This is a genomic window from Corynebacterium sp. c24Ua_83, assembly GCF_039907245.1.
Taxonomy (GTDB): domain Bacteria; phylum Actinomycetota; class Actinomycetes; order Mycobacteriales; family Mycobacteriaceae; genus Corynebacterium.
In genome coordinates, this window is the sequence record NZ_JASBOI010000002.1 from 252,197 (window position 1) to 274,351 (window position 22,155).

General features: G+C 61.9%; 21 protein-coding genes. 17 read left to right on the forward strand and 4 right to left on the reverse strand.

Annotation, left to right across the window (positions count from 1 at the left end):
* Positions 1–40: 40 nt before the first annotated feature.
* The 3 genes from QKE30_RS02770 to QKE30_RS02780 form a co-directional block, all read right to left on the reverse strand.
* Positions 41–709: an IS6 family transposase gene (locus QKE30_RS02770; RefSeq protein WP_239200019.1), complete on the reverse strand. Its 669-nt coding sequence runs from the start codon at positions 707–709 to the stop codon at positions 41–43.
* Between the two features lie 127 nt (positions 710–836).
* Complete coding sequence (locus QKE30_RS02775) at positions 837–1,535, reverse strand: DedA family protein (RefSeq protein WP_239200016.1); 699 nt, start codon at positions 1,533–1,535, stop codon at positions 837–839.
* Between the two features lie 139 nt (positions 1,536–1,674).
* Complete coding sequence (locus QKE30_RS02780; RefSeq protein ID WP_239199998.1) at positions 1,675–3,354, reverse strand: long-chain fatty-acid--CoA ligase; 1,680 nt, start codon at positions 3,352–3,354, stop codon at positions 1,675–1,677.
* A 290-nt stretch (positions 3,355–3,644) separates the two neighbouring features.
* Between QKE30_RS02780 and rho the strand changes: the two genes are divergently transcribed.
* From rho to QKE30_RS02865, 17 genes are all read left to right on the forward strand, one after another.
* The gene (gene rho / locus QKE30_RS02785; protein ID WP_347934040.1) at positions 3,645–5,378 is read left to right on the forward strand and encodes a transcription termination factor Rho; all 1,734 of its coding nucleotides are present in this window, start codon (positions 3,645–3,647) and stop codon (positions 5,376–5,378) included.
* A 3-nt stretch (positions 5,379–5,381) separates the two neighbouring features.
* Entirely contained in the window at positions 5,382–6,458 is a 1,077-nt protein-coding gene (gene prfA / locus QKE30_RS02790) for a peptide chain release factor 1 (RefSeq protein ID WP_347934041.1), read from the forward strand.
* A 46-nt stretch (positions 6,459–6,504) separates the two neighbouring features.
* Entirely contained in the window at positions 6,505–7,407 is a 903-nt protein-coding gene (locus QKE30_RS02795; protein ID WP_347934042.1) for a HemK/PrmC family methyltransferase, read from the forward strand.
* Between the two features lie 55 nt (positions 7,408–7,462).
* The gene (locus QKE30_RS02800; RefSeq protein WP_005292994.1) at positions 7,463–8,122 is read left to right on the forward strand and encodes an L-threonylcarbamoyladenylate synthase; all 660 of its coding nucleotides are present in this window, start codon (positions 7,463–7,465) and stop codon (positions 8,120–8,122) included.
* Positions 8,122–9,294 (forward strand): MraY family glycosyltransferase, encoded by a 1,173-nt coding sequence (locus QKE30_RS02805; RefSeq protein WP_347934043.1) that lies wholly within the window; start codon positions 8,122–8,124, stop codon positions 9,292–9,294. The genes QKE30_RS02800 and QKE30_RS02805 overlap by 1 nt, the downstream gene beginning before the upstream one ends.
* 5 nt (positions 9,295–9,299) lie before the next feature.
* Complete coding sequence (locus QKE30_RS02810) at positions 9,300–9,812, forward strand: hypothetical protein (protein WP_347934044.1); 513 nt, start codon at positions 9,300–9,302, stop codon at positions 9,810–9,812.
* Between the two features lie 501 nt (positions 9,813–10,313).
* Complete coding sequence (atpB, locus tag QKE30_RS02815) at positions 10,314–11,114, forward strand: F0F1 ATP synthase subunit A (RefSeq protein WP_070488303.1); 801 nt, start codon at positions 10,314–10,316, stop codon at positions 11,112–11,114.
* Positions 11,115–11,207: 93 nt separating this feature from the next.
* Positions 11,208–11,450: an ATP synthase F0 subunit C gene (locus tag QKE30_RS02820; RefSeq protein ID WP_005292984.1), complete on the forward strand. Its 243-nt coding sequence runs from the start codon at positions 11,208–11,210 to the stop codon at positions 11,448–11,450.
* A 69-nt stretch (positions 11,451–11,519) separates the two neighbouring features.
* A complete protein-coding gene (locus QKE30_RS02825) occupies positions 11,520–12,080 on the forward strand; it encodes a F0F1 ATP synthase subunit B (protein ID WP_034985593.1) in 561 nt (186 codons plus the stop codon).
* A 5-nt stretch (positions 12,081–12,085) separates the two neighbouring features.
* Positions 12,086–12,904 carry a F0F1 ATP synthase subunit delta gene (locus tag QKE30_RS02830; protein ID WP_347934045.1) on the forward strand — a complete coding sequence of 273 codons (819 nt, stop codon included), beginning with the start codon at positions 12,086–12,088 and terminating at the stop codon, positions 12,902–12,904.
* Between the two features lie 86 nt (positions 12,905–12,990).
* The gene (gene atpA / locus QKE30_RS02835) at positions 12,991–14,628 is read left to right on the forward strand and encodes a F0F1 ATP synthase subunit alpha (protein WP_347934077.1); all 1,638 of its coding nucleotides are present in this window, start codon (positions 12,991–12,993) and stop codon (positions 14,626–14,628) included.
* Between the two features lie 66 nt (positions 14,629–14,694).
* A complete protein-coding gene (locus tag QKE30_RS02840; protein WP_347934046.1) occupies positions 14,695–15,675 on the forward strand; it encodes a F0F1 ATP synthase subunit gamma in 981 nt (326 codons plus the stop codon).
* Between the two features lie 2 nt (positions 15,676–15,677).
* Complete coding sequence (atpD, locus tag QKE30_RS02845; RefSeq protein WP_005292972.1) at positions 15,678–17,123, forward strand: F0F1 ATP synthase subunit beta; 1,446 nt, start codon at positions 15,678–15,680, stop codon at positions 17,121–17,123.
* A 12-nt stretch (positions 17,124–17,135) separates the two neighbouring features.
* Complete coding sequence (locus tag QKE30_RS02850) at positions 17,136–17,507, forward strand: F0F1 ATP synthase subunit epsilon (RefSeq protein ID WP_347934047.1); 372 nt, start codon at positions 17,136–17,138, stop codon at positions 17,505–17,507.
* Between the two features lie 103 nt (positions 17,508–17,610).
* The gene (locus QKE30_RS02855; RefSeq protein ID WP_347934048.1) at positions 17,611–18,030 is read left to right on the forward strand and encodes a DUF2550 domain-containing protein; all 420 of its coding nucleotides are present in this window, start codon (positions 17,611–17,613) and stop codon (positions 18,028–18,030) included.
* 36 nt (positions 18,031–18,066) lie between these two features.
* Complete coding sequence (nucS, locus tag QKE30_RS02860) at positions 18,067–18,792, forward strand: endonuclease NucS (RefSeq protein ID WP_347934049.1); 726 nt, start codon at positions 18,067–18,069, stop codon at positions 18,790–18,792.
* Between the two features lie 100 nt (positions 18,793–18,892).
* Complete coding sequence (locus tag QKE30_RS02865) at positions 18,893–19,939, forward strand: tetratricopeptide repeat protein (RefSeq protein ID WP_347934050.1); 1,047 nt, start codon at positions 18,893–18,895, stop codon at positions 19,937–19,939.
* A 75-nt stretch (positions 19,940–20,014) separates the two neighbouring features.
* On the opposite strand, the gene glgB is transcribed toward QKE30_RS02865, so the two are convergent.
* Positions 20,015–22,150: a 1,4-alpha-glucan branching protein GlgB gene (gene glgB / locus QKE30_RS02870; protein ID WP_347934051.1), complete on the reverse strand. Its 2,136-nt coding sequence runs from the start codon at positions 22,148–22,150 to the stop codon at positions 20,015–20,017.
* Positions 22,151–22,155 lie beyond the last annotated feature (5 nt).

The following is a 22,155-nucleotide window of genomic DNA, read 5'->3' on the forward strand; positions in this document are numbered from 1 at the left end:
CCTTTCTTCGTCGCCTGGCCAGCATTATGGCCCAGCCTGCTTAGATATTCTGGAAGACCCGGTTGACGATCACCGCGTCCGGGTTCGGTTGCCCGTAGGCAAACATCGTGCCTTGCCCTTTCCGCAATGAGTGCATCGCCTCCATCCCTGTCAACGTCCGATATGCAGATGTCCGGTTCGTAAACGCGCCTTTCGGCCCGAGGATCCGCTTCAGCCGACCATGGTCGCCTTCTAGGATGTTGTGGAGGTATTTCACCTGCCGGTATTCCACTGTTGGCGGGCAGATTCCCTCTGACTTCAACTCGGCGATTGCCCTGGCTAGGGAAGGTGCTTTATCGGTGTTGATCACTCTGGGATACCCAGCTGACGCATTGGATCTGAGGGCCTTGGTCAGGAAACGCTTCGCCGCGGCCACGTTCCGCTTCGGAGAGAGGTAAAAGTCCAGGGTCTGACCACCGGCGGTGATCGCCCGATAGAGATAGCACCACCTGCTGCCGACCCGGATATAGGTCTCATCCACCCGCCAGGAACTGGCCTGCCAGTCAGGTACCTGCCGGTACCACCGTGTTTGCTTGTCCAGCTCACGGGCGTATTTCTGGACCCAGCGGTAGATCGTGGTGTGATCGACCGGTACGCCCTGCTCGGTCATCATTTCCTCCAGATCGCGGTAGCTCACCCCGTAGCGGCAGTACCACCGCACACTGCCCACAGAATGATGTCACGGGGGGAAATGACGACCGGAGAAGATACCCATGGCTGTGATTAGTTCACGTCGCTCTTCCTACTGCCCCAACTTTGCAACAGCACCGGTAAGGCCGGTAACCAATCCTGGGAAACTATTCTTGGGGTTCTAGAGAATCCTGGGCAGTAGCTGGGGCGAGAGATTGCTTCCTCTCGCCCCGGCTTTTCTGTATCACGCCGAAAAGTGCCGGGACGATGGAGAAGGCGACGATTCCGAGGAAAATGGCCTCGATGTTGTTCCGTACGAACTCCACCCCGCCGAATAGCGACCCCAGGTAGACGATGCCGCTGGCCCACAGCACACCGCCTATCACGTTGAAAACAATGAATGTGTGATAGCGCATGCCCGACATTCCAGCTACCAGTGGGGCATAGGTGCGAACGAAGGGTACGAAGCGGCACAGGATGATCGTGATCGCCCCGTATTTCTCAAAGAACGCCTCAGAGCGGTGCAGGTGTTCCTGTTTAAAGAAGCGCCCGTCCTTGCGGTTGCGCAGCGCAGGGTGGAAGCGGTGGCCAATCCAGTAGCCCACCTGGTCGCCTAGGATTGCCGCGATCGGGGTAATCAACAGCACCTGCCACAGCGGTGCGAAGCCATCAGGCTGGCTGGCTAGAAGGCCCGCTGTGAAGAGCAAGGAATCACCGGGCAGGAAAGGAAAGAACAGCCCGGATTCGATAAAGATAATCGCAAAAATGGCGGGCAAAATCGCCGCGCCGAAAGGTCCGGAACCCGAAAGCAAATACATTGGGTCGAACCACTGCGGCCCGAGGGCCAGCACAGTTACATCGGTCATGCAGGAAAACGCTACTCTACTTTCTCCCGCAATAGTTGGAATGGTTCCTGTTAAATTCTGGAGAATTTACCCCGACGACCCAGGGGTGGTGACCCTTGCCCGCCCCAGCCCGCCCTCAGCAGGCATCCGGGTGCGCCCCTTAAATCGTGATGATCTCGAACTTCCCCTCGCGGAAGTACTGGCGTAGGTCTTTCTTGTCGAACTTATCCACGCTGGTCTTGTCGATGTGATCCACGAAGGTCCAGTTCTCTGGCACCATCCAGCCGGGCACGCGTTGGCGAAGTTCCTCGGCCAGCTCTTGTGCAGTTTCCACAGTCCAGGGGGTCTCCTCGGCAACCACTACTACTGCGAGCGGGCGCTGCCCCCATTTCTCCGATGGAATACCGATCACTGCAGCCTCGATCACGGCTGTGGGCTCCAACAGGTAGTTTTCCAGCGCCGCGGAGTAGATCCATTCGCCGCCTGAACGGATGATGTCCGCCTTGCGGTCGTGAATCGTCAGGTAGCCGTCTTTGTTCACTGTGGCGATGTCGCCGGTGCGCAGCCAGCCGTCATCGGTAAAGCGCGGGCTGTCGTCCATGTAGTACGAAGCCGTTACTGTGTTGCCGCGTACTTGCAGTTCGCCTTCGTTGCGGTCGTTGGCTTCTAGCACGTTGTCGTTGTCGTCGACGATGCGGTAACGCATACCTGCGTGGAAGCGCCCTTGGCTTTCGCGATACTTGGCGCGGGCAGCGCCAGCCACACCAGCGGGCGGGTGGGCAACGGTGCCCACCGGGCCGGTCTCCGTCATACCCCAGGAGTGGATGATGTCCACGCCGAAGCGTTCCTCCCAGGCGTCGATCATGGCGGGGGAGACCTGCGAGCCGCCGACGTAGATCTCCTGCAGGCTCATCTTCTTGGGGTGCTTCTTGGTGTAGTGCACCAGCAGACCGGTCCACACCGCAGGGGACCCATGGGCTTGGCGTGGCATGGCGTCTGCGATCACATGTGCCAGGTGCTCCGGGGTGGCGCTGCGCCCGGTAAACACGATCGGAGCGCCGGCCATAAAGGCAGCTAGTGGCACGCCCCAGCTGAGGACGTGATAGATCGGCACACAGCATAGAAAGCTGGTGCCATTGCGGATACTGAAGCTATCGGCGGCGCGCAGCTGCATGGAGTGCAGCCACAGTGCGCGGTGGGAGTAGACCACGCCTTTCGGTGGGCCTTCCGTACCAGTGGAAAAACAGATGGCCGCCGGGTCAGTCTCTTCCATGTCCGGCCAGTCGAAGTCGGCGCTGCGCCCGTCGAGTGCGGCCTCTAGGTTTAGAACGCGCAGGTGGCTCAAGCCCGGCTTGCCTTGTTTGCCTTGCACGGCGATGAGCTGCTGTACCGCCTCGGTGTCCGCTAGGTTCGGCCCAATCACCAGCACCGCCTCCACGCAGGGGCAGTCGGCTAGTAGCGGGACGATCTGGTCTTTACAGGTCGGGTCGAGCACCAGCACTTTCGGCGCCGCCTTGTTGATGATGTGCGTGATCTGGGTGTTCATGAGGTGCCGGTTGATGGGGTTAAAAACCGCGCCCATCGAGGCCACGGAGAGCAGCACCTCCAGGTGCTCGGTACAGTTCGGCAGTACGGTGGCTACGCGGTCGCCGCGTTCAATGCCGAATTCGTCGCGCAGCATGTTGGCCATTGCGGCCGCGCGGATACCGATGTGCAGGAAGCTGGTTTGCTCCGCAGTTTCGTCAAAATACGTGGTCACGGTAGTGTTTCGGTGAACGCTGGCCCCGTATTCCAGGATCGTCGCTACGGATAATGGGATCTCCTGCATCGTCGACTTCATGCATTTCAGCCTAGCCGTTAGGTACTCGCGGTGTGGGAGGTGCTATGGTTAGCTACGGAAGCCGGATGTGAGGCTCGTTTCTTTTCTCTTTCTTTCTTTTTACGACGCCACCCCGCGCTACACCCGCCGCCAGTCGCATCGTGGGACGTTAAGGCGGCAATCTTTCTGGAAGATTCCCGCAATCTTTGGGTTAATTTAAGAACTGTTGTCGAATACGCATGTCTGGCCAACCCTGGGGCTTCGCAGGCTTTTGAAGGGTCGATGAAGAAGCCGGACGTGAAAGGACTTTTGTGAGCCTGTCCGATATTTTGGCTCGTGGCCAAGCCAATGGCCTCGCCTCGTTGAAATTGCCGGAGCTACGCCAGATTGCAGCGGCACAGGGGCTGAAAGGTACCTCTGGTCTCCGCAAAGGTGAGCTAATCGCAGCCATCGAATCCGGTGGTGCATCTGGTGGCGGTGGAGCGCCCCGGAAGCCGCAGCCTGCTGAAGAACCTGCGCCGAAGGAAAAGCCGGTTGAGGAGGCGCGGGAGGGGCGTCACCAAGAAAAGCGCCCAGAAGAAACCGCAGAAAGCGCCGAAAAGCGCGGTAAGGGCGACGGCAAAGATCGCGGCGAAGATCGCGAAAAGAACCGCGACGAGCGTGGCGACAACAACCGCGACGATAATGAGCGCGAAAACAACCACCGCGACGACAACAACCGCGGCAATCGCCGCAACCGTCGCAATCGCCGTAACCGCCGTAACCGTGGCCGTGACAATAATCGCGACAATAACCGCGATAACAACCGCAACAACGGCAACAACAGCGGGGATGGTAATAACGGTGGCGGCAACAACAACCGCGAACCGAAGCCGGAAGAGCTTACGCCTGTCGCGGGCATCCTCGATTTCGTCGATGCGAACACCGCGTTCATCCGCACCACTGGCTACCACGCGGGGCCGACGGACGTGTACGTGCCGATCAACACGGTGCGCAAGTACGGCATGCGCCACGGCGACGCGATCGTCGGCACCATCCGTCCGAAGAACAACAACAATAACGGCGGCGGACGCGGACGGAATCGCCAAAAGTACACGCCGATCTACCAGGTAGAGACCGTTAACGGCCTTACCCCCGAGCAGGCATCAGCACGCCCGAACTTTGCGAAGCTGACCCCGCTGTACCCGAACCAGCGCCTGCGACTGGAGACCGACCCGAAGACGCTGACCACCCGTGTGATCGACCTGATCATGCCCATCGGCAAGGGGCAGCGTGCGCTGATTGTCTCCCCGCCGAAGGCCGGTAAGACGACCATCCTGCAGGACATCGCCAACGCGATCTCCACGAACAACCCCGAGTGCTACCTCATGGTCGTGCTGGTGGATGAGCGCCCGGAGGAAGTGACGGACATGCAACGCTCCGTCAAGGGCGAAGTCATCGCCTCCACGTTCGACCGCCCGCCAGGGGAGCACACCAACGTTGCCGAGCTAGCCGTCGAGCGCGCAAAGCGCCTGGTAGAGCAAGGCAAGGACGTTGTTCTGCTGCTGGATTCCATCACCCGCCTGGGTCGCGCGTACAACAACTCCTCGCCGGCCTCTGGCCGCATCCTGTCCGGTGGTGTGGATTCCAACGCGCTGTACCCGCCGAAGCGCTTCCTGGGCGCTGCCCGCAACATTGAAAACGGCGGCTCCCTGACGATCATCGCCACCGCGATGGTGGAGACCGGCTCGGCCGGCGACACGGTGATCTTCGAGGAATTCAAGGGCACCGGCAACGCGGAACTGAAGCTGGACCGCAAGATCTCCGAGCGCCGCGTGTTCCCGGCTGTGGATGTGAACCCGTCGGGCACCCGCAAGGACGAGTTGCTACTCAGCCCGGAAGAGGCGCGCATCATGCACAAGCTGCGCCGTATCCTGTCTGCCCTGGATTCACAGGCGGCCATCGATCTGTTGATCAAGCAGCTGCGTAAGAACAAGACCAACCGGGAGTTCATGCTGCAGGTTGCCAGCTCCGCGCCTCTGGCAGGCGAGGACGAGGAGGATTAAACCATGAGCCAATCACCGTCAGTCATCGACGACATTCTGGCCGAGTATCAGGGCCTGGAGATGCAGCTGAGCGATCCTGAGCTGCACAATGACCCAGCGGCGGCCCGCAAGGTCGGTAAGCGCTTTTCCGAGCTGCAGCCGATCATTCAGACGCACCAGAAGCTCGAGCAGGCCCGCGAGGATCACGAGGCCGCGTCCGAGATGGCATCCGAGGACAAGGAATTCGCCGAAGAAGCCAAGCGCCTAGAAGAGGAGATCGGGGAGCTGGAAGAGCAGCTAACCGACCTGCTGGCTCCGCGCGACCCGCACGACGGCGACGACATCGTCATGGAGATCAAGTCCGGCGCCGGCGGCGAGGAAGCCGCGCTGTTCGCCGGTGAGCTGGCGCGCATGTACCAGCGTTACGCTGAACGTCACGGCTTTAGTACCGAGATCCTGGGGCTGAACGAGACCGACCTGGGTGGTGTGAAGGACATGACCCTGTCCATCCGCTCCAAGCAGCCCTCCCGCGATGGCGCGTGGTCGGAGTTCAAGTTCGAAGGTGGAGTGCACCGCGTGCAGCGCATCCCCGTCACCGAGTCGCAGGGCCGCATTCAGACCTCCGCGGCGGGCGTGCTGGTGTACCCAGAGCCCGACGAAGTCGAGGATGTGCAGATCGACGACAAGGACATCCGCGTGGACGTCTACCGTTCCTCCGGTAAGGGCGGCCAGGGCGTGAACACTACGGACTCGGCGGTTCGCATTACCCACCTGCCGACCAACATTGTGGTGACCTGTCAGAAGGAGCGCTCCCAGATTCAGAACCGCGCCCGCGCGATGCAGGTTCTGGCTGCGCGCCTGCAGCAGATGAAGGAAGAAGAGGCCGAGGCCGAGGCAGCCGAAGGCCGCGCAGCGCAGATCCGCACCATGGATCGTTCCGAGCGCATCCGCACCTATAACTTCCCCGAGTCCCGCGTCTCCGACCACCGCATCGGTTACAAGGCCAACAACCTGGATTCCGTCCTGGATGGCGACCTGGAGGCGCTGCTCGCGGCACTGAAGGAAGCCGACCGCGTACGTCGCCTCGAGGCGGAAGACTAGCCTTTCCGTCGCCTCGGCGGTGGTAGAGCGACAGAACGGTGGGACATTGAACATCAACCAGGCGATCCGGGAGGCCACCGCACAGTTGAGCGCGGCGGGCATCGATTCTGCCGCCGTCGACGCGCGCCTGCTGATGCGCTACCTGCTCGCCGACCCCGGCACTGGCTCAGCTGCGCCCCGCGCCGCCGTCGAACCCGGCACTCTCTTTATGCGCGCCGACGAACCCGCCCCCAGCGCCTATGCCGACTGGGTGGCCCGCCGCGCCGCGCGCGAACCCCTGCAGCACATCGTCGGCTCCGCCCCCTTCTGCGGTCTGGACCTCTTTGCGGAGCCAGGCTGCTTCGTCCCGCGCCCCGAAACTGAGCTGCTCGCCGACTGGGCCGCGCGTTTCCTCAAGGGGCGCCCCGCGCCGCACGTGGTCGATTTATGCTGCGGCCCCGGCACGTTGGGGCTCGGGGTTTCTCTTCTTTATGACGCCCCCATCTCCCTGACCGGAATCGAACTATCTCGTGACGCACTGCGGCTGGCCGAGAAGAATGCTCGGCTTGTCCCGCAGGTTAATGCCACTTTCGTTCAGGCTGATCTGGCTGTCGACGATCCCGCGGAGTTGCCAGCGACGGCGGGCGTTTCCCCCGAGGCTTTCGCACCCGCGGACGTGGTGGTGTGCAACCCTCCGTACGTGCCGGAATCAGCGGAGGTTTCCCCCGAGGTGGCGGCCGACCCGCACGCTGCTGTGTTCTCCGGGGACGACGGGTTGGAGCTCATGCCACGGGTACTGCAGTGGGCTGAGGCGCTGGGGCGGCCAGGTGGTGGCGTCGGAATAGAACACGACGACTCCAACGGTGCGCAGGTAGCGGCCATGATGCAGCAACGCGGCTGGCGAGAGATCACTCAACACCGCGACCTGGCCGGCCGACCGCGTTTCGTCACCGCCCTGCTACCGCAGTAGTACCGGCGATGGGGTTAAGGTAGAGCACGTAATAAATGAGCAAGGAAGGGCCGCAATGTCGAGAACCGTAGACGCAACCGATCCGCAGAACCGCGAGGCCGCGCTAGACGCCGCGGCGAATGCGGTGAAGGGCGGACGGCTGGTCGTGCTGCCGACCGACACGGTCTACGGCATCGGCTGCGATGCCTTCGACAACGAGGCAGTGGCCGCCCTGCTGCGTGCGAAGGGGCGCGGCCCCGACATGCCCGTGCCCGTCCTGGTTCCCAGCTGGACCACCATCCAAGGGCTCGTGCGCGAATACACCTACAACATGCGCAAACTCGTCGAGGCCTTCTGGCCGGGCGGACTGTCGATGGTCGTCCACCAGGCGCCCAGCCTGCCATGGAACCTGGGGGATACGCGCGGCACCGTGATGCTGCGCATGCCCAACCAGCCCATTGCGCTGGAGCTGCTCGAACGCACCGGCCCGATGGCGGTTTCCAGCGCCAATATCTCCGGCCAGCCGCCGGCGACGAATGTGCAGATGGCCGAGGATCAGCTGGGCGCGGACGTGACTACCTACATTGACGGTGGGGAAGCGCACCACGGCGTGGCCTCCACCATCGTTGACCTTTCGTCTGGCCGCCCGCGCATCCTGCGCGAGGGGGCGGCCACCACCGAGCGCGTGGCCGAGGTTCTGGGCATGAGCAGTGCGGAGCTGCGGGGAGACGTCTAATGACAGTCCTTGCCCAGCCGGCTATCGGCGCAGGTATTCCCCTGCGCGAGTTGGTGTTGGTGCTGCTCGTCGCCTGCACGGTGACGTATCTGGTGACTGGTGTGGTGCGCTCGGTGATCTTGCGCTACGGGCGGATGGCCGCCCCGCGCGAGCGCGACGTGCACCAAGTTCCGATGCCCCGGCTGGGCGGGGTAGCGATGTTTACGGGGCTGGTAGTGGCCGTTGTGGTGGCGAACCAACTGCCCGCGCTGACGCGCGGGTTCCCGCCGGTAACACCCGATATGACGGCGGTTCTGATGGCCGCCTTTGTGATTGTGGTCGTCGGAGTGGTGGATGACCTCTACGACATCTCCTGGGTGCTGAAGCTCGGCGGGCAGGTCGTGGGTGCCGTGGTGATGAGCCTGATGGGCCTTAGTTGGTACCTTTTTTATCTGCCGTTCGGGGACGGCACCACGCTGATCCTGGACCAGGTCCAGTCCACGATCCTGACGGCGCTTTTGACCGTCACGATCGTGAACGCGATGAACTTCGTCGACGGCCTAGACGGTCTGGCCGCGGGGTTGGGGGCGATCGCCGCCGGGACGATCCTGATTTACTCGCTGACCATCCTGCATGATCAGGGTGGCACCGTGGCGGCCTACCCGCCGGCGATTATTTCGGCAGCATTGGTGGGAATCTGCATGGGTTTCCTGCCTCACAACTTCTCGCCCGCGCGTATCTTCATGGGGGATAGCGGCGCGATGCTGATCGGCCTGCTGCTGTCCGCGGCCTGCACATCGGCATCCGGGCGCATCAACGCGGCGCTGTACGGGCCGGCGGATATGTTGGCTCTGCTGTCGCCGATGATTGTGGTTCTGGCGGCCCTGTCCATTCCACTGCTGGACCTGGTGATGGCAGTTGTGCGCCGCGTGTCCCAGGGCAAGAGCCCGTTTTCCCCGGACAAGAAACACCTGCACCACCGACTGCTGCACATTGGCCACAGTCAGAAGCGCGTGGTTCTGGTTTTGTACACCTGGGTTGGGGTAGTGGCCTTCGGTGCAGTGGGACTGACCGTGCTGCCTCTACACGTGATGGCTATTTCCTTTAGTTTGCTGGTGATCGTTGCCATCGTGGCGACGGTGGTGCCGCTGTGGCGGGAGAATCGGAAGTCAAACACGGCTCAGGTAAGCTAATCGCCATGACTGAGGCGACTGAGAACAACGGTGCTGCAAAAGACGCTGCGGTGAACGGTGCTGGGGTGAACGGTGCTGCGGGCGCTAAAGAGCTGCCCGAGCTGAACGACGTATCCCAAGCCAGCGACCACGTCGGCCCGCTGAAGGCTGCCATGCGTTCCGGAGCGCTGGCGCTGGTGGTGCTGGGTGCGCTTTCCCTGTTGGTGTGGGGTCTTATCAGCGGCACCGAGGGGCTGTGGGGAGCAGGCATCGGGTGGCTGGTCGGCGGCGGATTTATGCTGCTGACGGTAGTGATCGTGCTGTTTAGTTCCAACACTTCGCCCTCGATGACGATGGGCTTGATCCTGGGCAGCTGGCTGGTTAAGGCGGCGGTGCTGCTGGGCATTCTGTTCTTCCTGAAGGACAAGACTTTCTACGACACCGCAGCGCTGGCCGTAACCGTGATCTTGAGCATGGTCGCCGTACTGGCCATCGAGACGCTGGCAGTTACTCGCACCCAGAAGCTTTACATCAGCTAGCGAGGCTAACGGCATCTAGTGCTAGTGCCCGAATCCACGCCCCGGTTTGCATAGCCAATGCAGGCCGGGGCTTTTTGTTTGTTGTGATGCTACGGGTGGCACTGCTTGCGCGCAGAGAGATAACGCCCTCACGCGGAGAGGCGACAACTGTCAGTAGCGAGCTGGGGTAAGTGCAGCGGGGAGGGAGCGGAGGTAGGCCTAAACACATACAAATGATTCTGGAACCAAAAACGTTGAAAACCACGACCAAGTGGGGGGACCCGCAACGTGTTTCACTTAGCGATTCGCGAGATAAAGCTGATATTGTTCTATCGGGCCATTTATTGGCACACGTATGTGTGAACAGTAGATACGGCACCGGCTGATTATGTAGGGACGTGCGACGGAGTCCCTCAGCGTCGGCCTAACTCTTCGAAAAGAGACCTCCATCGCACCGCAGTGATTCTGTGCAATCTTGCGGCCCAATCACGGGAGAGAACGCTGAGCGTAACAACCTTGGCCATGAAGGGCGAGTTTCACGTACCTTCATTGGAACACGAATTCTTCCCGGGGCAAGTGGATAGCAACCAGCTGTGGTTCAGTGAGTTTGCTGGTGGAGCCTTCGCGCTCGACCGCCTCATGGTCATCCGTATTGTGATGATTCTTCTGGTTACCGCATTCTTCTTCTTTGCAATGCGGAAGCCGAAGCTGATTCCGAGCGGCGTACAGAACGTTGCTGAGTACTTCTTGGACTTCGTTCGGATTCACATCGCGGAGGATATCTTGGGCAAGAAGGAGGGGCGCCGGTTCCTGCCGATCATCGCCGCTATCTTCTTCACTGTTCTTGCCGTCAACATGTCGACGATCATTCCGTTCATGAACATTTCAGCCAGCGCTCGAGTGGGTCTGCCACTGGTGCTGGCTGTTGTCGCGTATATCGCATTCATCTACGCGGGTGTGAAGCGCTATGGCTTCGGCAAGTACATCAAGTCCTCGCTGATCATTCCTGGTTTGCCTTCTTGGCTCCACTTCATCGTGGCGCCGATCGAGGCATTCTCCACATTCGTCCTCCGTCCGGTAACGCTGACGATTCGTCTTATGGCGAATATGTTGGCTGGACACATCATCCTCGTCATGCTGTTCAGTGCCACGAACTTCTTCTTCTGGCAGATGAGCGGTTGGACTGTGGCTGCTGGCGGCACGATCCTCTTCGCGATCGCCTTCACCCTGTTCGAGCTCATGGTGATCTTCCTGCAGGCATACATCTTCTCCCTGCTGACCGCCGTGTACATCGAGCTGTCCCTCCACGCAGACGAGCACTAATTCGCCCCTTTTTAAGTACTCAAATGACCAAGCCGGACAACGACAAAAGAAAAGCTGCAACCGGCTGGTTCTCAGAAAGGTAATGGAAACCAAATGAACGACATCTTCCTCATCGCGCAGGACACCACCACCAAGTTCCAGGGCTTCGGCACCATCGGCTACGGCCTGGCTGCTATCGGCTCCGCTATCGGTGTGGGTAACGTTGCAGGTAAGACCGCTGAGGCAATGGCTCGCCAGCCCGAGATGGCCGGCCAGCTGCGCACCACCATGTTCCTGGGTATCGCTTTCGCCGAGGCACTGGCGCTGATCGGCTTCGTCGCCGGCTTCCTGTTCTAATTTCAGTGCGATTGGCCGCTCGTTAAGAGCACTTTCTAACCACCGCACCAGAATCGAAAGCTGGAGACTATGACGAACACCTTTTTGTTAGCAGCTGAGAAGCTGCCGATGGAGGAGTCGGTAAACCCGCTGCTTCCTCCGCTGTACGACATCGTCTGGTCCATCATTCCTTTTGCAGTCATCCTGTTTGTCTTCTGGAAGTTCGTGCTTCCGAAGTTCCAGGAAGTGCTGAATCAGCGCGAGGACCAGATCGAGGGCGGCATTCGGCGCGCCGAGTCCGCTCAGGCAGAGGCTAAGGCTGCCTTGGAGAAGTACAACGCTCAGCTTGCTGAGGCACGCACTGAGGCTGCGCAGATTCGTGATGACGCCCGTTCTCAGGGTCAGAAGATCATCGCGGACATGAAGGCTCAGGCAACCGAAGAGTCCAACCGTATCGTCGAGTCGGGCCACAAGCAGCTCGAGGCACAGCGTTCCGCCGTTGTCACCGACCTGCGCAAGGAGATGGGTGAAAACTCCATCAACTTGGCTGAGCGCCTGTTGGGCGAGCAGCTGTCGGACGACGTGAAGCGCTCGGGCACCATCGATAACTTCCTCGCCGGACTGGACAACGTCGGCGCATCCGGGAAGTGATCGGTATGCACGCAGCGAGCCGAGAGGCAATTGAGCGCCTCGAGCAGACCCTGGATCAGGGTCTTAACGAGACCTCCGACAAAGTGGGCACCGGTGTAACCACCGGCACCGAGCTGTTCGACGTTGTCGAGCTGCTCGACAGTGACCGCGGCCTGCGTGTCGCGCTGATCGACCCGGCGAGGGATGCCAACACCCGCGTGGAACTGGCCAAGAGCCTGTTCGACGGCAAGGTATCTGCCTCGACGGAAGAAATCGTGTCTGCTGCTGTATCCCAGTCGTGGTCCAACACTCGCGACCTGCGCGACGGACTGGTGAAGCTGGGCCGCCTGGCCCTGCTGCGCGCCGCCGACGCTCAAGGTCAGCAGGACCGCGTTGAAGACGAACTGTTCCAGCTGGCTCGCATCATCGAACGTGAGCCGGAGCTGGAGCTGAAGCTGGCCGACCGCGCCGCATCCCCGGATGCTCGCCGCGACCTGCTGGCAAAGGTCCTGTATGGCAAGGTCACTTCCACGACCGAGGCACTGGCGCTGCAGGCAATTGGCCGTCTGCGCCAGCGTCCAGTCGAGGAACTTGACTCGTTGGTTGACGAGGTAGCTGCACTGGAGGGACGCACCGTAGCGCGTGTCCGTGCCGCAGCTGCCCTGGGTGAACAGCAGAAGTCGACTCTGTCGGACAAGCTGGAAAAGATTTACGGTCGCAAGATTGCGGTCCACTCCGAGGTTGATACCAGCCTCCTCGGCGGTGCCGTGATCCGCGTCGGACACGAGATTATCGACGGCAGCACTGCAGGTAACCTGCGGCGCCTCCGCGCGTCGATCGCTTAGGGCGTCATATAAAGGCGCCCCAAGGAACCGACAAAGACCAAGCAAGAAAATAGATGCTGGAAGACGAAACCGAGAGCAGGAAGAACATGGCGGAGCTGACGATCTCCTCCGATGAGATCCGTAGCGCGATTGCGAACTACACCTCGAGCTACTCCCCGGAGGCCTCCCGTGAGGAGGTCGGCGTGGTCACGGCGGCTGCAGACGGTATTGCCCAGGTAAGCGGCATGCCCTCTGTGATGGCTAACGAGCTACTCGAGTTCCCAGGCGGCGTGATTGGCGTCGCACAGAACCTCGACACCGACAGCGTCGGCGTCGTGATCCTGGGTAACTTCGAGACCCTCAAGGAGGGCGACGAGGTCAAGAGGACCGGCGAGGTCCTGTCCATTCCGGTTGGGGAGAAGTTCCTCGGCCGCGTTATCAACCCACTGGGTCAGACCATCGACGGCCTGGGCGACATCGAGTCCGAGGAAGAACGTGCCCTCGAGCTCCAGGCGCCCTCCGTTCTGATGCGTCAGCCCGTCGAGGAGCCGATGCAGACCGGCATCAAGGCTATCGACGCAATGACCCCGATTGGCCGTGGTCAGCGTCAGCTGATCATTGGCGACCGCAAGACCGGTAAGACCTCGGTCTGCATCGATACCATCCTGAACCAGCGCGACAACTGGGCAACCGGCGACCCGAAGCAGCAGGTTCGCTGCATCTACGTTGCTGTTGGCCAGAAGGGTTCCACGATCGCTTCGATTCGTAAGACCCTGGAAGACCACGGCGCGCTGGAGTACACCACCATCGTGGCAGCACCGGCATCCGACTCCGCCGGCTTCAAGTGGCTGGCACCGTTCACCGGCGCCGCACTGGGCCAGCACTGGATGTACCAGGGCAAGCACGTCCTGGTTATCTACGATGATCTGACCAAGCAGGCTGAGGCCTACCGTGCGATCTCCCTGCTGCTGCGTCGCCCGCCGGGCCGCGAGGCTTACCCCGGTGACGTCTTCTACCTGCACTCCCGTCTGCTGGAGCGCGCAGCGAAGCTGAACGACGAGCTGGGCGGTGGTTCCCTGACGGCACTGCCGATCATTGAGACGAAGGCGAACGACGTGTCTGCCTTCATTCCGACCAACGTTATTTCCATTACCGACGGTCAGGTATTCCTGGAGTCCGACCTGTTCAACCAGGGTGTCCGACCGGCTATCAACGTTGGTGTGTCCGTCTCCCGTGTTGGTGGTGCCGCACAGACCAAGGGCATGAAGAAGGTGTCCGGCTCCCTGCGTCTGGACCTGGCCGCATACCGCGACCTGGAGGCATTCGCTGCCTTCGCATCCGACCTGGACCCGGCTTCCAAGGCACAGCTGGAGCGCGGTAAGCGCCTGGTCGAGCTGCTGAAGCAGAAGGAGACCGAGCCACAGTCCGTCGAGGACCAGATGGTTTCCATCTACCTGGCCGGCGAGGGCGAGTTCGACGACGTTCCGGTTGAGGACGTTCGCCGCTTCGAGTCCGAGCTGCTGGAGAACCTGCACGCTTCCCACGGTGGCGTGTTCGAGCAGATCAAGGGTGGCACCCCGTTCAGCGACGAGTCCAAGGCCGAGCTGGCTGGCGCAGTCCAGGACTTCAAGCAGGGCTTCCAGACCACCGACGGCACCCCCGTCATCAACGAGCCGGAAGCTCGCCCGCTTGGCGACGACGAGGTCACCAAGTCTCAGATCACTGTCTCCCGCAAAACCCAGTAGGCGCGGAAGGTAAGTGAGCACAGTGACCACCAAGACCATTAATGAAACAGAAGGGAGGCGATAGTTATGGCTAGTCTTCGCGAACTGAGGACACGCATCAAGTCCGTGAACTCGACTAAGAAGATCACGAAGGCCCAGGAGCTCATCGCCACCTCGAGGATCACGAAGGCTCAGGCACGTGTTGACGATGCGGAGCCTTACGCGGATGAAATCACCCGCGTGGTTCAGCGCCTGGCCTCCGCCAGCACCCTGGATCACAAGATCCTGCAGGAGCCGACGGATGCTTCCCGCGCCGCAATCCTCGTGGTTTCAAGTGACCGTGGCATGTGCGGTGGCTACAACAACAACGTCTTCAAAAAGACTGCAGAGCTGCGCAAGCGCCTGGAGAACGAAGGCAAGGACGTTGTTCTGTACGTCTCTGGTAACAAGGGCATCTCCTACTACAACTTCCGTGGCGAGAACATCGCAGGTGCCTGGTCGGGCTACTCTCAGGACCCCGACTACGCGGCTACCCACGATGTGCGCCGCCACCTGATTGACGGCTTCGTCGCCGGTTCCGAAGGAACCGCAAAGTGGCGCGAGGGCCTCAACGCGGAAGAGGGGCAGGCTGTACAGGGATTCGACGAGGTGCACATCGTGTACACCCGCTTCGAGTCCATGCTGAGCCAGAAGCCAGAGGCACACCGACTGTTGCCGATCGAGACTGTGGTTGAGGAAGAGAAGTTCGAGCTCGGCGAGGATCTGGTCTCCGACAAGGTTGACCAGGTTTCTGCCGACTACGACTTCGAGCCCGACCCAGACACCCTGTTGAAGGCCTTGCTGCCGCAGTATGTCTCCCGAGGCATCTTCGCAGCAATGCTGGAGTCTGCGGCGTCGGAATCCGCAGCGCGTCGTACCGCGATGAGCGCCGCAACCGACAATGCGACCGACCTGGTCAAGCAGCTTTCCCGAGTTGCCAACCAGGCTCGTCAGGCCCAGATTACCCAGGAAATTACAGAGATCGTCGGTGGCGCATCCGCGCTCGCCGATAGCGGAGAAAGTGATTAAGTATGACTACAGCAAACCAGGTTCAGCCTTCTGCTGAATCGGCTGTTGCGGGCCGCGTCGTGCGAGTTATCGGCCCGGTCGTCGACGTGGAGTTTCCGCGCGGCCAGCAGCCAGCACTGTTCAACGCACTGACCGTCGAGGTTGACCTCGAGGCAGTGGCAAAGACCATCACCCTGGAGGTTGCACAGCACCTCGGGGACAACCTCGTGCGCGCCGTGTCCATGGCGCCGACCGACGGCCTGATCCGTGGCGCTGAGGTTACCGATACCGGCAAGCCGATTTCCGTACCGGTCGGCGACGTTGTCAAGGGCCACGTCTTCAACGCTCTGGGCGACTGCCTGGACGAGCCGGGCCTGGGCCGCGACGGCGAGCAGTGGGGCATCCACCGCGAGCCACCGGCATTCGACCAGCTCGAGGGCAAGACCGAGATCCTGGAGACCGGTATTAAGGTCATCGACCTGCTGACCCCGTACGTGAAGGGCGGCAAGATCGGCCTGTTCGGTGGTGCAGGTGTGGGTAAGACGGTGCTCATCCAGGAGATGATTACCCGTATTGCCCGCGAGTTCTCCGGTACCTCCGTGTTCGCCGGTGTTGGTGAGCGTACCCGTGAGGGCACCGACCTCTTCCTGGAAATGGAAGAGATGGGCGTGCTGCAGGATACCGCGCTTGTGTTCGGCCAGATGGACGAGCCGCCGGGAGTCCGTATGCGCGTGGCTCTGTCCGGTCTGACCATGGCGGAGTACTTCCGCGATGTTCAGAACCAGGACGTGCTGCTGTTCATCGACAACATCTTCCGTTTCACCCAGGCTGGTTCTGAGGTTTCGACCCTGCTGGGTCGTATGCCTTCTGCCGTGGGCTACCAGCCCACCCTGGCTGACGAGATGGGTGTTCTGCAGGAGCGTATTACCTCGACCAAGGGTCGTTCCATTACCTCCCTGCAGGCCGTTTACGTGCCGGCCGATGACTACACCGACCCGGCACCGGCTACGACCTTCGCCCACCTGGATGCGACGACCGAGCTGGATCGTTCCATCGCCTCGAAGGGTATTTACCCCGCAGTGAACCCGCTGACCTCTACCTCTCGTATCCTCGAGCCGGGTATCGTCGGCGAGCGTCACTACGAGGTTGCCCAGCGCGTGATCCACATCCTGCAGAAGAACAAGGAGCTGCAGGACATCATCGCCATCCTGGGTATGGACGAGCTCTCGGAAGAGGATAAGATCACCGTTCAGCGTGCACGTCGCCTGGAGCGCTTCCTGGGCCAGAACTTCTTCGTTGCGGAGAAGTTCACCGGTATCCCGGGCTCCTACGTGCCGCTGGCCGACACGATCGACGCCTTCGAGCGCATCTGCGACGGCGAGTTCGACGCTTACCCGGAGCAGGCCTTCAACGGTCTGGGTGGCCTGGACGATGTCGAGGCTGCTTACAAGAAGATGACCGAAAAGTAAGGGGTTAAGCACATGGCTGAGATTGCCGCACAACTGGTCTCCGTGGAACGTCCGCTGTGGGTTGGTACCGCAACGTCCGTTACCGCGCAGACCACTGAGGGCGAGATCGGCGTGCTCCCTGGTCACGAGCCTCTGCTCGGCCAGCTGGTCGAGAACGGCGTCGTTACCATTCGGACGAACACCGGTGAGAAGCTGGTGGCCGCGGTGCAGGGCGGGTTCCTGTCCGTGTCCTCCAAGAAGATCACCATTCTGGCGGATTCTGCAACGTGGGCCAGCGAGGTCAACGTTGCGGATGCCGAGTCCCGCAAGCAGTCTGCAGAGACTGAGCACGACAAGGCCGTCGCAGAGTCCGAGTTGCGCGCTGTGAAGCGTATGGAAGTGTAAAGCTATCTAGCTTTCAACTTCCCTGACGAACGGGTCCCACTGTTTCATCGGTGGGGCCCGTTTTGCTTTTTCGAAACCCACTTCATGCCTGTAAGTTAGGTATATGGCGTGGTTGTTGTATTTTCTTGCGGCGGTGGCGCTGTTCGTCGTCATCGCCGTTGTGTGGCGCTTTTTTGCGCTGCGTTCCCAGGGGTATCCCGTGGTCGTCCGGCGCCTGCCAAGTTCTGATGGCAGGCACTGGCGCCACGGGATTTTGAAGTATTCGGGCCAATCCGCCAAGTTCTACAAGCTGCGTAGCCTGCGCCCAGCTTCGGATGTGGTGCTTACGCGCCTGGGCACCGCAATCGTTTCTCGCCGCGAGATCACCCCGCGGGAGGCCGCCTTCTTGGAGGACGACCTTCACGTCGTCGAGGTTGTTCACCGCAAATCGCATTGGGAGATCGCCCTGGACAGCGCCGGGGATACCGCGCTGGTGTCCTGGCTGGAGTCCGCCCCTTCGGAGCGCCGCATACCCCGTCATTGATTCGCCGCCAGCTTCGGTAGCGTAGGCTGAACAATTATGCGCTTAGTCATTGCCCGCTGCTGTGTCGATTACGTCGGACGCCTGGAGGCCCACCTGCCATCCGCCGACCGTTTGATCCTGATGAAGGCCGATGGTTCGGTTTCCATCCACGCCGACGATCGCGCGTATAAGCCGCTCAATTGGATGATGCCGCCGTGTTCCCTCAAGGCCGTCGAGGCTAGCTCTTTTGATGGTGATGACGCCCCTACGGAGTATTCGGAGCTAGGCAATGAGGGGGTCGAGCAGTTGTGGATCGTCACGAATCCAAAGGGGGAGCAGCTGCGGATCCAGATTTTCGAGATCTACTCCGATACGGAGCACGACCTCGGGGAGGACCCTGGCCTGGTGAAGGATGGCGTGGAGGCGCACCTGCAGGAGTTGCTGGCTGAGCAGATTGAAATCTTGGGCGAGGGTTACTCTTTGATCCGCCGCGAGTACCCGACGGCTATCGGTCCGGTGGACATTTTGTCCAAGGACTCTACGGGCGCGACTGTGGCCGTGGAGATCAAGCGCCGTGGTGGTATCGACGGTGTGGAGCAGCTTACCCGCTATGTGGAGCTGCTGAACCGGGACGAGCTGCTGGCTCCCGTGACGGGCGTGTTTGCCGCCCAGGAGATCAAGCCGCAGGCTCGCACACTGGCGGAGGACCGCGGTTTCCGTTGCGTTACCCTGGACTATGAAGCAATGCGAGGAACCGACTCCTCGGAGCTGCGGCTTTTCTAAAAGACTCAGCTCTCTCAGTCGGTTTTAGCCCTCAACAGGCGATTATATTCTCCCGCGCGGCCAGCGCGTGGGAGGGCAAGTAAGAAAGGACACTTACAAGGTGACGAATCCTTCAAATACTCCTCCGTCCCGCTTTGTTGCCGGGGCAGTGGACCTGGGTGCGGTGAAGCAGCAGGCTGAGCAGCGGGCGCAGGCGCAGGCCCGCGCCGCCCAGGCGGGAGCGGCTGGCGCTGGCGCCGCCGCTGGAGGTACTGGCGCGGCAGGTCAGCCGGGTGCGGCCGGTGGAACCGGCGCAGGAGGCACCGGAGCTTCCGTAGCTTTCGTAAGTACCATTACCCCGGAGAACTTCGAGCTGGACCTCGTTGTTCGTTCCACTCAGGTGCCGGTAGTTACGCTGCTGGGTTCCGCACGCTCGGAAGCCTCGGAGCAGATGCGCCAGGACTTCACCAAGCTGGCTGAGTCCCAGCAGGCACCGACCAAGTGGCTTTTCCGTTATGTGGATGTGGACGCCACCCCGGAGGTCGCCCAGGCCTTCGGCGTGCAGGCAATCCCTACCGTCATCGCGCTGGCCGCCGGTCGCCCGCTGACCAACTTCGAGGGCGGCCAGCCCGCCGCGCAGCTGCACGGCTGGGTAGATGCTGTGGTGCAGGCCGTAGACGGCAAGCTGCGCGGCCTGGCTCCGGGGGAGGATCCGGCTAATGCGGCCGGCGGTGGCGCAGGGGCCGACTCGGATGGTGCTGACGCGGACCAGGATGCGGGTGACCCGCGCCTGGCTGCCGCCGCCGAGAAGCTCGAGGCGGAGGATTACGCGGGCGCAATTGCGGAGTATGACGCCATCCTTGCCAACCCCGCGCAGGCCGATGAAGAGCTCGTAGGGGAGGCCCGCGCGGCGCGTGCCAATGCGCTGCTGATGCAGCGCCTGTCCACGGGCGGGGATGAGTTCGCAGAATCCGACCGCCTGCTGCTGGCGGGAGACAAGCCCCAGGCCTTCGACCTATTGATCGAAGAGCTGCGCCCGTCCGCAGAAGGCAGCGCAGATCACAAGAAGCAGGCGAAGGCTCGCCTGCTGGAGCTGTTCAGCCTGTTCGACCCGGCGGATCCGGAGGTCATCGCGGGCCGCACCCGCATGGCCTCGGCACTGTTCTAGGCGCCACACCCGCCCAGGCTCGGGAGCTGGGCCGGGTCGGCCCAAGATGCTCCGGCCGCGAGAGCTGAGCCGGGCTTAGCTCTCTAGCACGAACCAGCGCGCGGTGTGCGCCGGGATCTGCAGCACAGCGGAGGCGTCCATGCCGTGGGAGCCGGTGGGCTCCGTGTGCAGGTCGCCGCTTACGCGCCCGGCACCCTCGTATTGCACGTCGTCGGTGTTCAACACCTCGCGCCACGTGCCGGCCTGCGGCAGGCCGATGCGGTAGTTCTCTTGGGTGGTGCCCGAGAAGTTAATTACACACGCCAGCTCGCGCCCACGGTGGCGTCGAATAAAGGAAAGAACGTTATTCGCCGAGTCGTCGCTGGCGATCCATTGGAAGCCCTCCGGCGCGTGGTCCTGCCCCAGAGCGGGCTCGGAGTGGTAGAGCTTGTTTAGCTGGCTGGTCAGGGCGCTGATGCCGCGGTGGAACTCGCCCTCCCAGCCTTCGAGGTTGTGCCAGTCCAGGCCGCGGGACTCGTTCCACTCCTCGGTCTGGCCCCATTCCTGGCCCTGGAAGAGCAACTTCTTTCCCGGGTGCGCCCACATGAACGCCAGGTAGCTGCGCACCATCGCCGCCTTATCCCAGGCGGAACCGGCGGGCATGCGCGACCACAGGGTTCCCTTGCCGTGCACGACCTCGTCGTGGCTGATCGGCAGCACGTACTTCTCGGAGTAGGCGTAGACCATCGAGAACGTGATCTCGTTGTGGTGGTAGCTGCGGTAGGCCGGGTCGCGCTGGATGTATTCCAGGCTGTCGTGCATCCAGCCCATGTTCCACTTCAGGCTGAATCCCAGGCCGCCCTCGCTGGTGGGGGCAGTCACGCCTGGCCAAGAGGTCGACTCTTCGGCGATAGTCAGCGAGCCCGGGCACTCGCGGTGCACGGTGGCGTTCATTTCCTTCAGGAAGTCCACCGCATCGAGGTTCTCGCGCCCGCCGTACTGGTTCGGCAGCCAGTCATCGCGGGAGTAGTCCAGGTACAGCATCGAGGCCACGGCATCCACGCGCAGGCCGTCGATGTGGAACTCCTTGCACCAGTACAAAGCGTTGGCCACCAGGAAGTTGCGCACCTCGTTGCGGCCGAAGTCGAACACGTAGGTGCCCCAGTCCGGCTGCTCGCCGCGGCGCGGATCCGGGTGCTCGTAGCAGGCCTCGCCGTCGAAGCGGCCCAGAGCCCAGCCGTCCTTGGGGAAGTGCCCCGGAACCCAGTCCATGATCACGCCGATGCCTGCGCGGTGCAGCGAATCGATCAGATAGCGCAGATCGTCCGGGCCGCCGTAGCGGTTGTTCGGCGCGTAGTAGCTGGTCACCTGGTAGCCCCAGGAGGGCTCGAAGGGGTGCTCGGAAACACCCATGAGCTCTACGTGGGTGTAGCCCAACTTCTGTACGTACTCCACCAGCTCCCCGGCCAGCTCCCGGTAGTTGCGACCCTTGCGCCAGCTGCCCAGGTGCATTTCGTAGATGCTCATGGTCTCGTCCACGCCTACGGCGGCGCTGTGGGCCAGCCACTCGTCGTCGCCCCAGGCGTAGTCGCTGTCCGCTACGACGATGGAGGCGGTCGCGGGGGCGGGCTCGGCCAGGCGCGCCATCGGGTCGGCCTTGTCCAGGCGCACGCCGTCGCCGGTGGTGATGGAGAACTTGTAGTGCGCCCCGGCGCCCACGCTGGGGATCCACAGCTCCCAGATGCCGCTACTACCCAGCGCGCGCATGGGGTGCTGGTTAGCGTTCCAGCCGTTGAAGTCGCCGATCACGGAAACACCCGCAGCATGCGGCGCCCACACGGAAAAGGCCACGCCACCGTCCACTACATGCGCGCCGAGAACCTTCCACAGCTCCTCGTGGCGGCCTTCACCGATGAGGTAGCGGTCGAGGTCGCCGACGGTCGGCAGGCGGCGGTAGGGGTCTTCCAGGGTGGCAGTGGTGCCGCCGGCCCAGGTGACTTCGAAGACGTAGGTGTCTACGAAGTAGTCCACGGTCGCGGTGAATAGCGCCGGGTATTCCTCTACCGGCTCCATCTGCACCGGCTCGCCGCCGTTGATGCGCACGGAGACGGACTCCGCCCCGCACTGAACCGTGCGGATGGTGGTGGTTCCGTCGCCGTTCTCGTGTGCCCCAAGCACGTCGTGCGGGGCGTGGTGCCTACGTTCTGCGAGCCGGTGGTAATCGTGGTTCATACCCG

Coding starts and splice junctions, on each gene's coding strand:
- QKE30_RS02805 (WP_347934043.1), top strand. CDS start 8,122: ATGACAGTCCTTGCCCAGCCGGCTATCGGCGCAGGTATTCCCCTGCGC.
- atpD (WP_005292972.1), top strand. CDS start 15,678: ATGACTACAGCAAACCAGGTTCAGCCTTCTGCTGAATCGGCTGTTGCG.
- atpB (WP_070488303.1), top strand. CDS start 10,314: ATGAAGGGCGAGTTTCACGTACCTTCATTGGAACACGAATTCTTCCCG.
- QKE30_RS02775 (WP_239200016.1), bottom strand. CDS start 1,535: ATGACCGATGTAACTGTGCTGGCCCTCGGGCCGCAGTGGTTCGACCCA.
- atpA (WP_347934077.1), top strand. CDS start 12,991: ATGGCGGAGCTGACGATCTCCTCCGATGAGATCCGTAGCGCGATTGCG.
- QKE30_RS02780 (WP_239199998.1), bottom strand. CDS start 3,354: ATGAAGTCGACGATGCAGGAGATCCCATTATCCGTAGCGACGATCCTG.
- QKE30_RS02840 (WP_347934046.1), top strand. CDS start 14,695: ATGGCTAGTCTTCGCGAACTGAGGACACGCATCAAGTCCGTGAACTCG.
- QKE30_RS02850 (WP_347934047.1), top strand. CDS start 17,136: ATGGCTGAGATTGCCGCACAACTGGTCTCCGTGGAACGTCCGCTGTGG.
- glgB (WP_347934051.1), bottom strand. CDS start 22,150: ATGAACCACGATTACCACCGGCTCGCAGAACGTAGGCACCACGCCCCG.
- QKE30_RS02830 (WP_347934045.1), top strand. CDS start 12,086: ATGCACGCAGCGAGCCGAGAGGCAATTGAGCGCCTCGAGCAGACCCTG.
- QKE30_RS02810 (WP_347934044.1), top strand. CDS start 9,300: ATGACTGAGGCGACTGAGAACAACGGTGCTGCAAAAGACGCTGCGGTG.
- QKE30_RS02820 (WP_005292984.1), top strand. CDS start 11,208: ATGAACGACATCTTCCTCATCGCGCAGGACACCACCACCAAGTTCCAG.
- QKE30_RS02800 (WP_005292994.1), top strand. CDS start 7,463: ATGTCGAGAACCGTAGACGCAACCGATCCGCAGAACCGCGAGGCCGCG.
- QKE30_RS02825 (WP_034985593.1), top strand. CDS start 11,520: ATGACGAACACCTTTTTGTTAGCAGCTGAGAAGCTGCCGATGGAGGAG.
- prfA (WP_347934041.1), top strand. CDS start 5,382: ATGAGCCAATCACCGTCAGTCATCGACGACATTCTGGCCGAGTATCAG.
- nucS (WP_347934049.1), top strand. CDS start 18,067: ATGCGCTTAGTCATTGCCCGCTGCTGTGTCGATTACGTCGGACGCCTG.
- QKE30_RS02855 (WP_347934048.1), top strand. CDS start 17,611: ATGGCGTGGTTGTTGTATTTTCTTGCGGCGGTGGCGCTGTTCGTCGTC.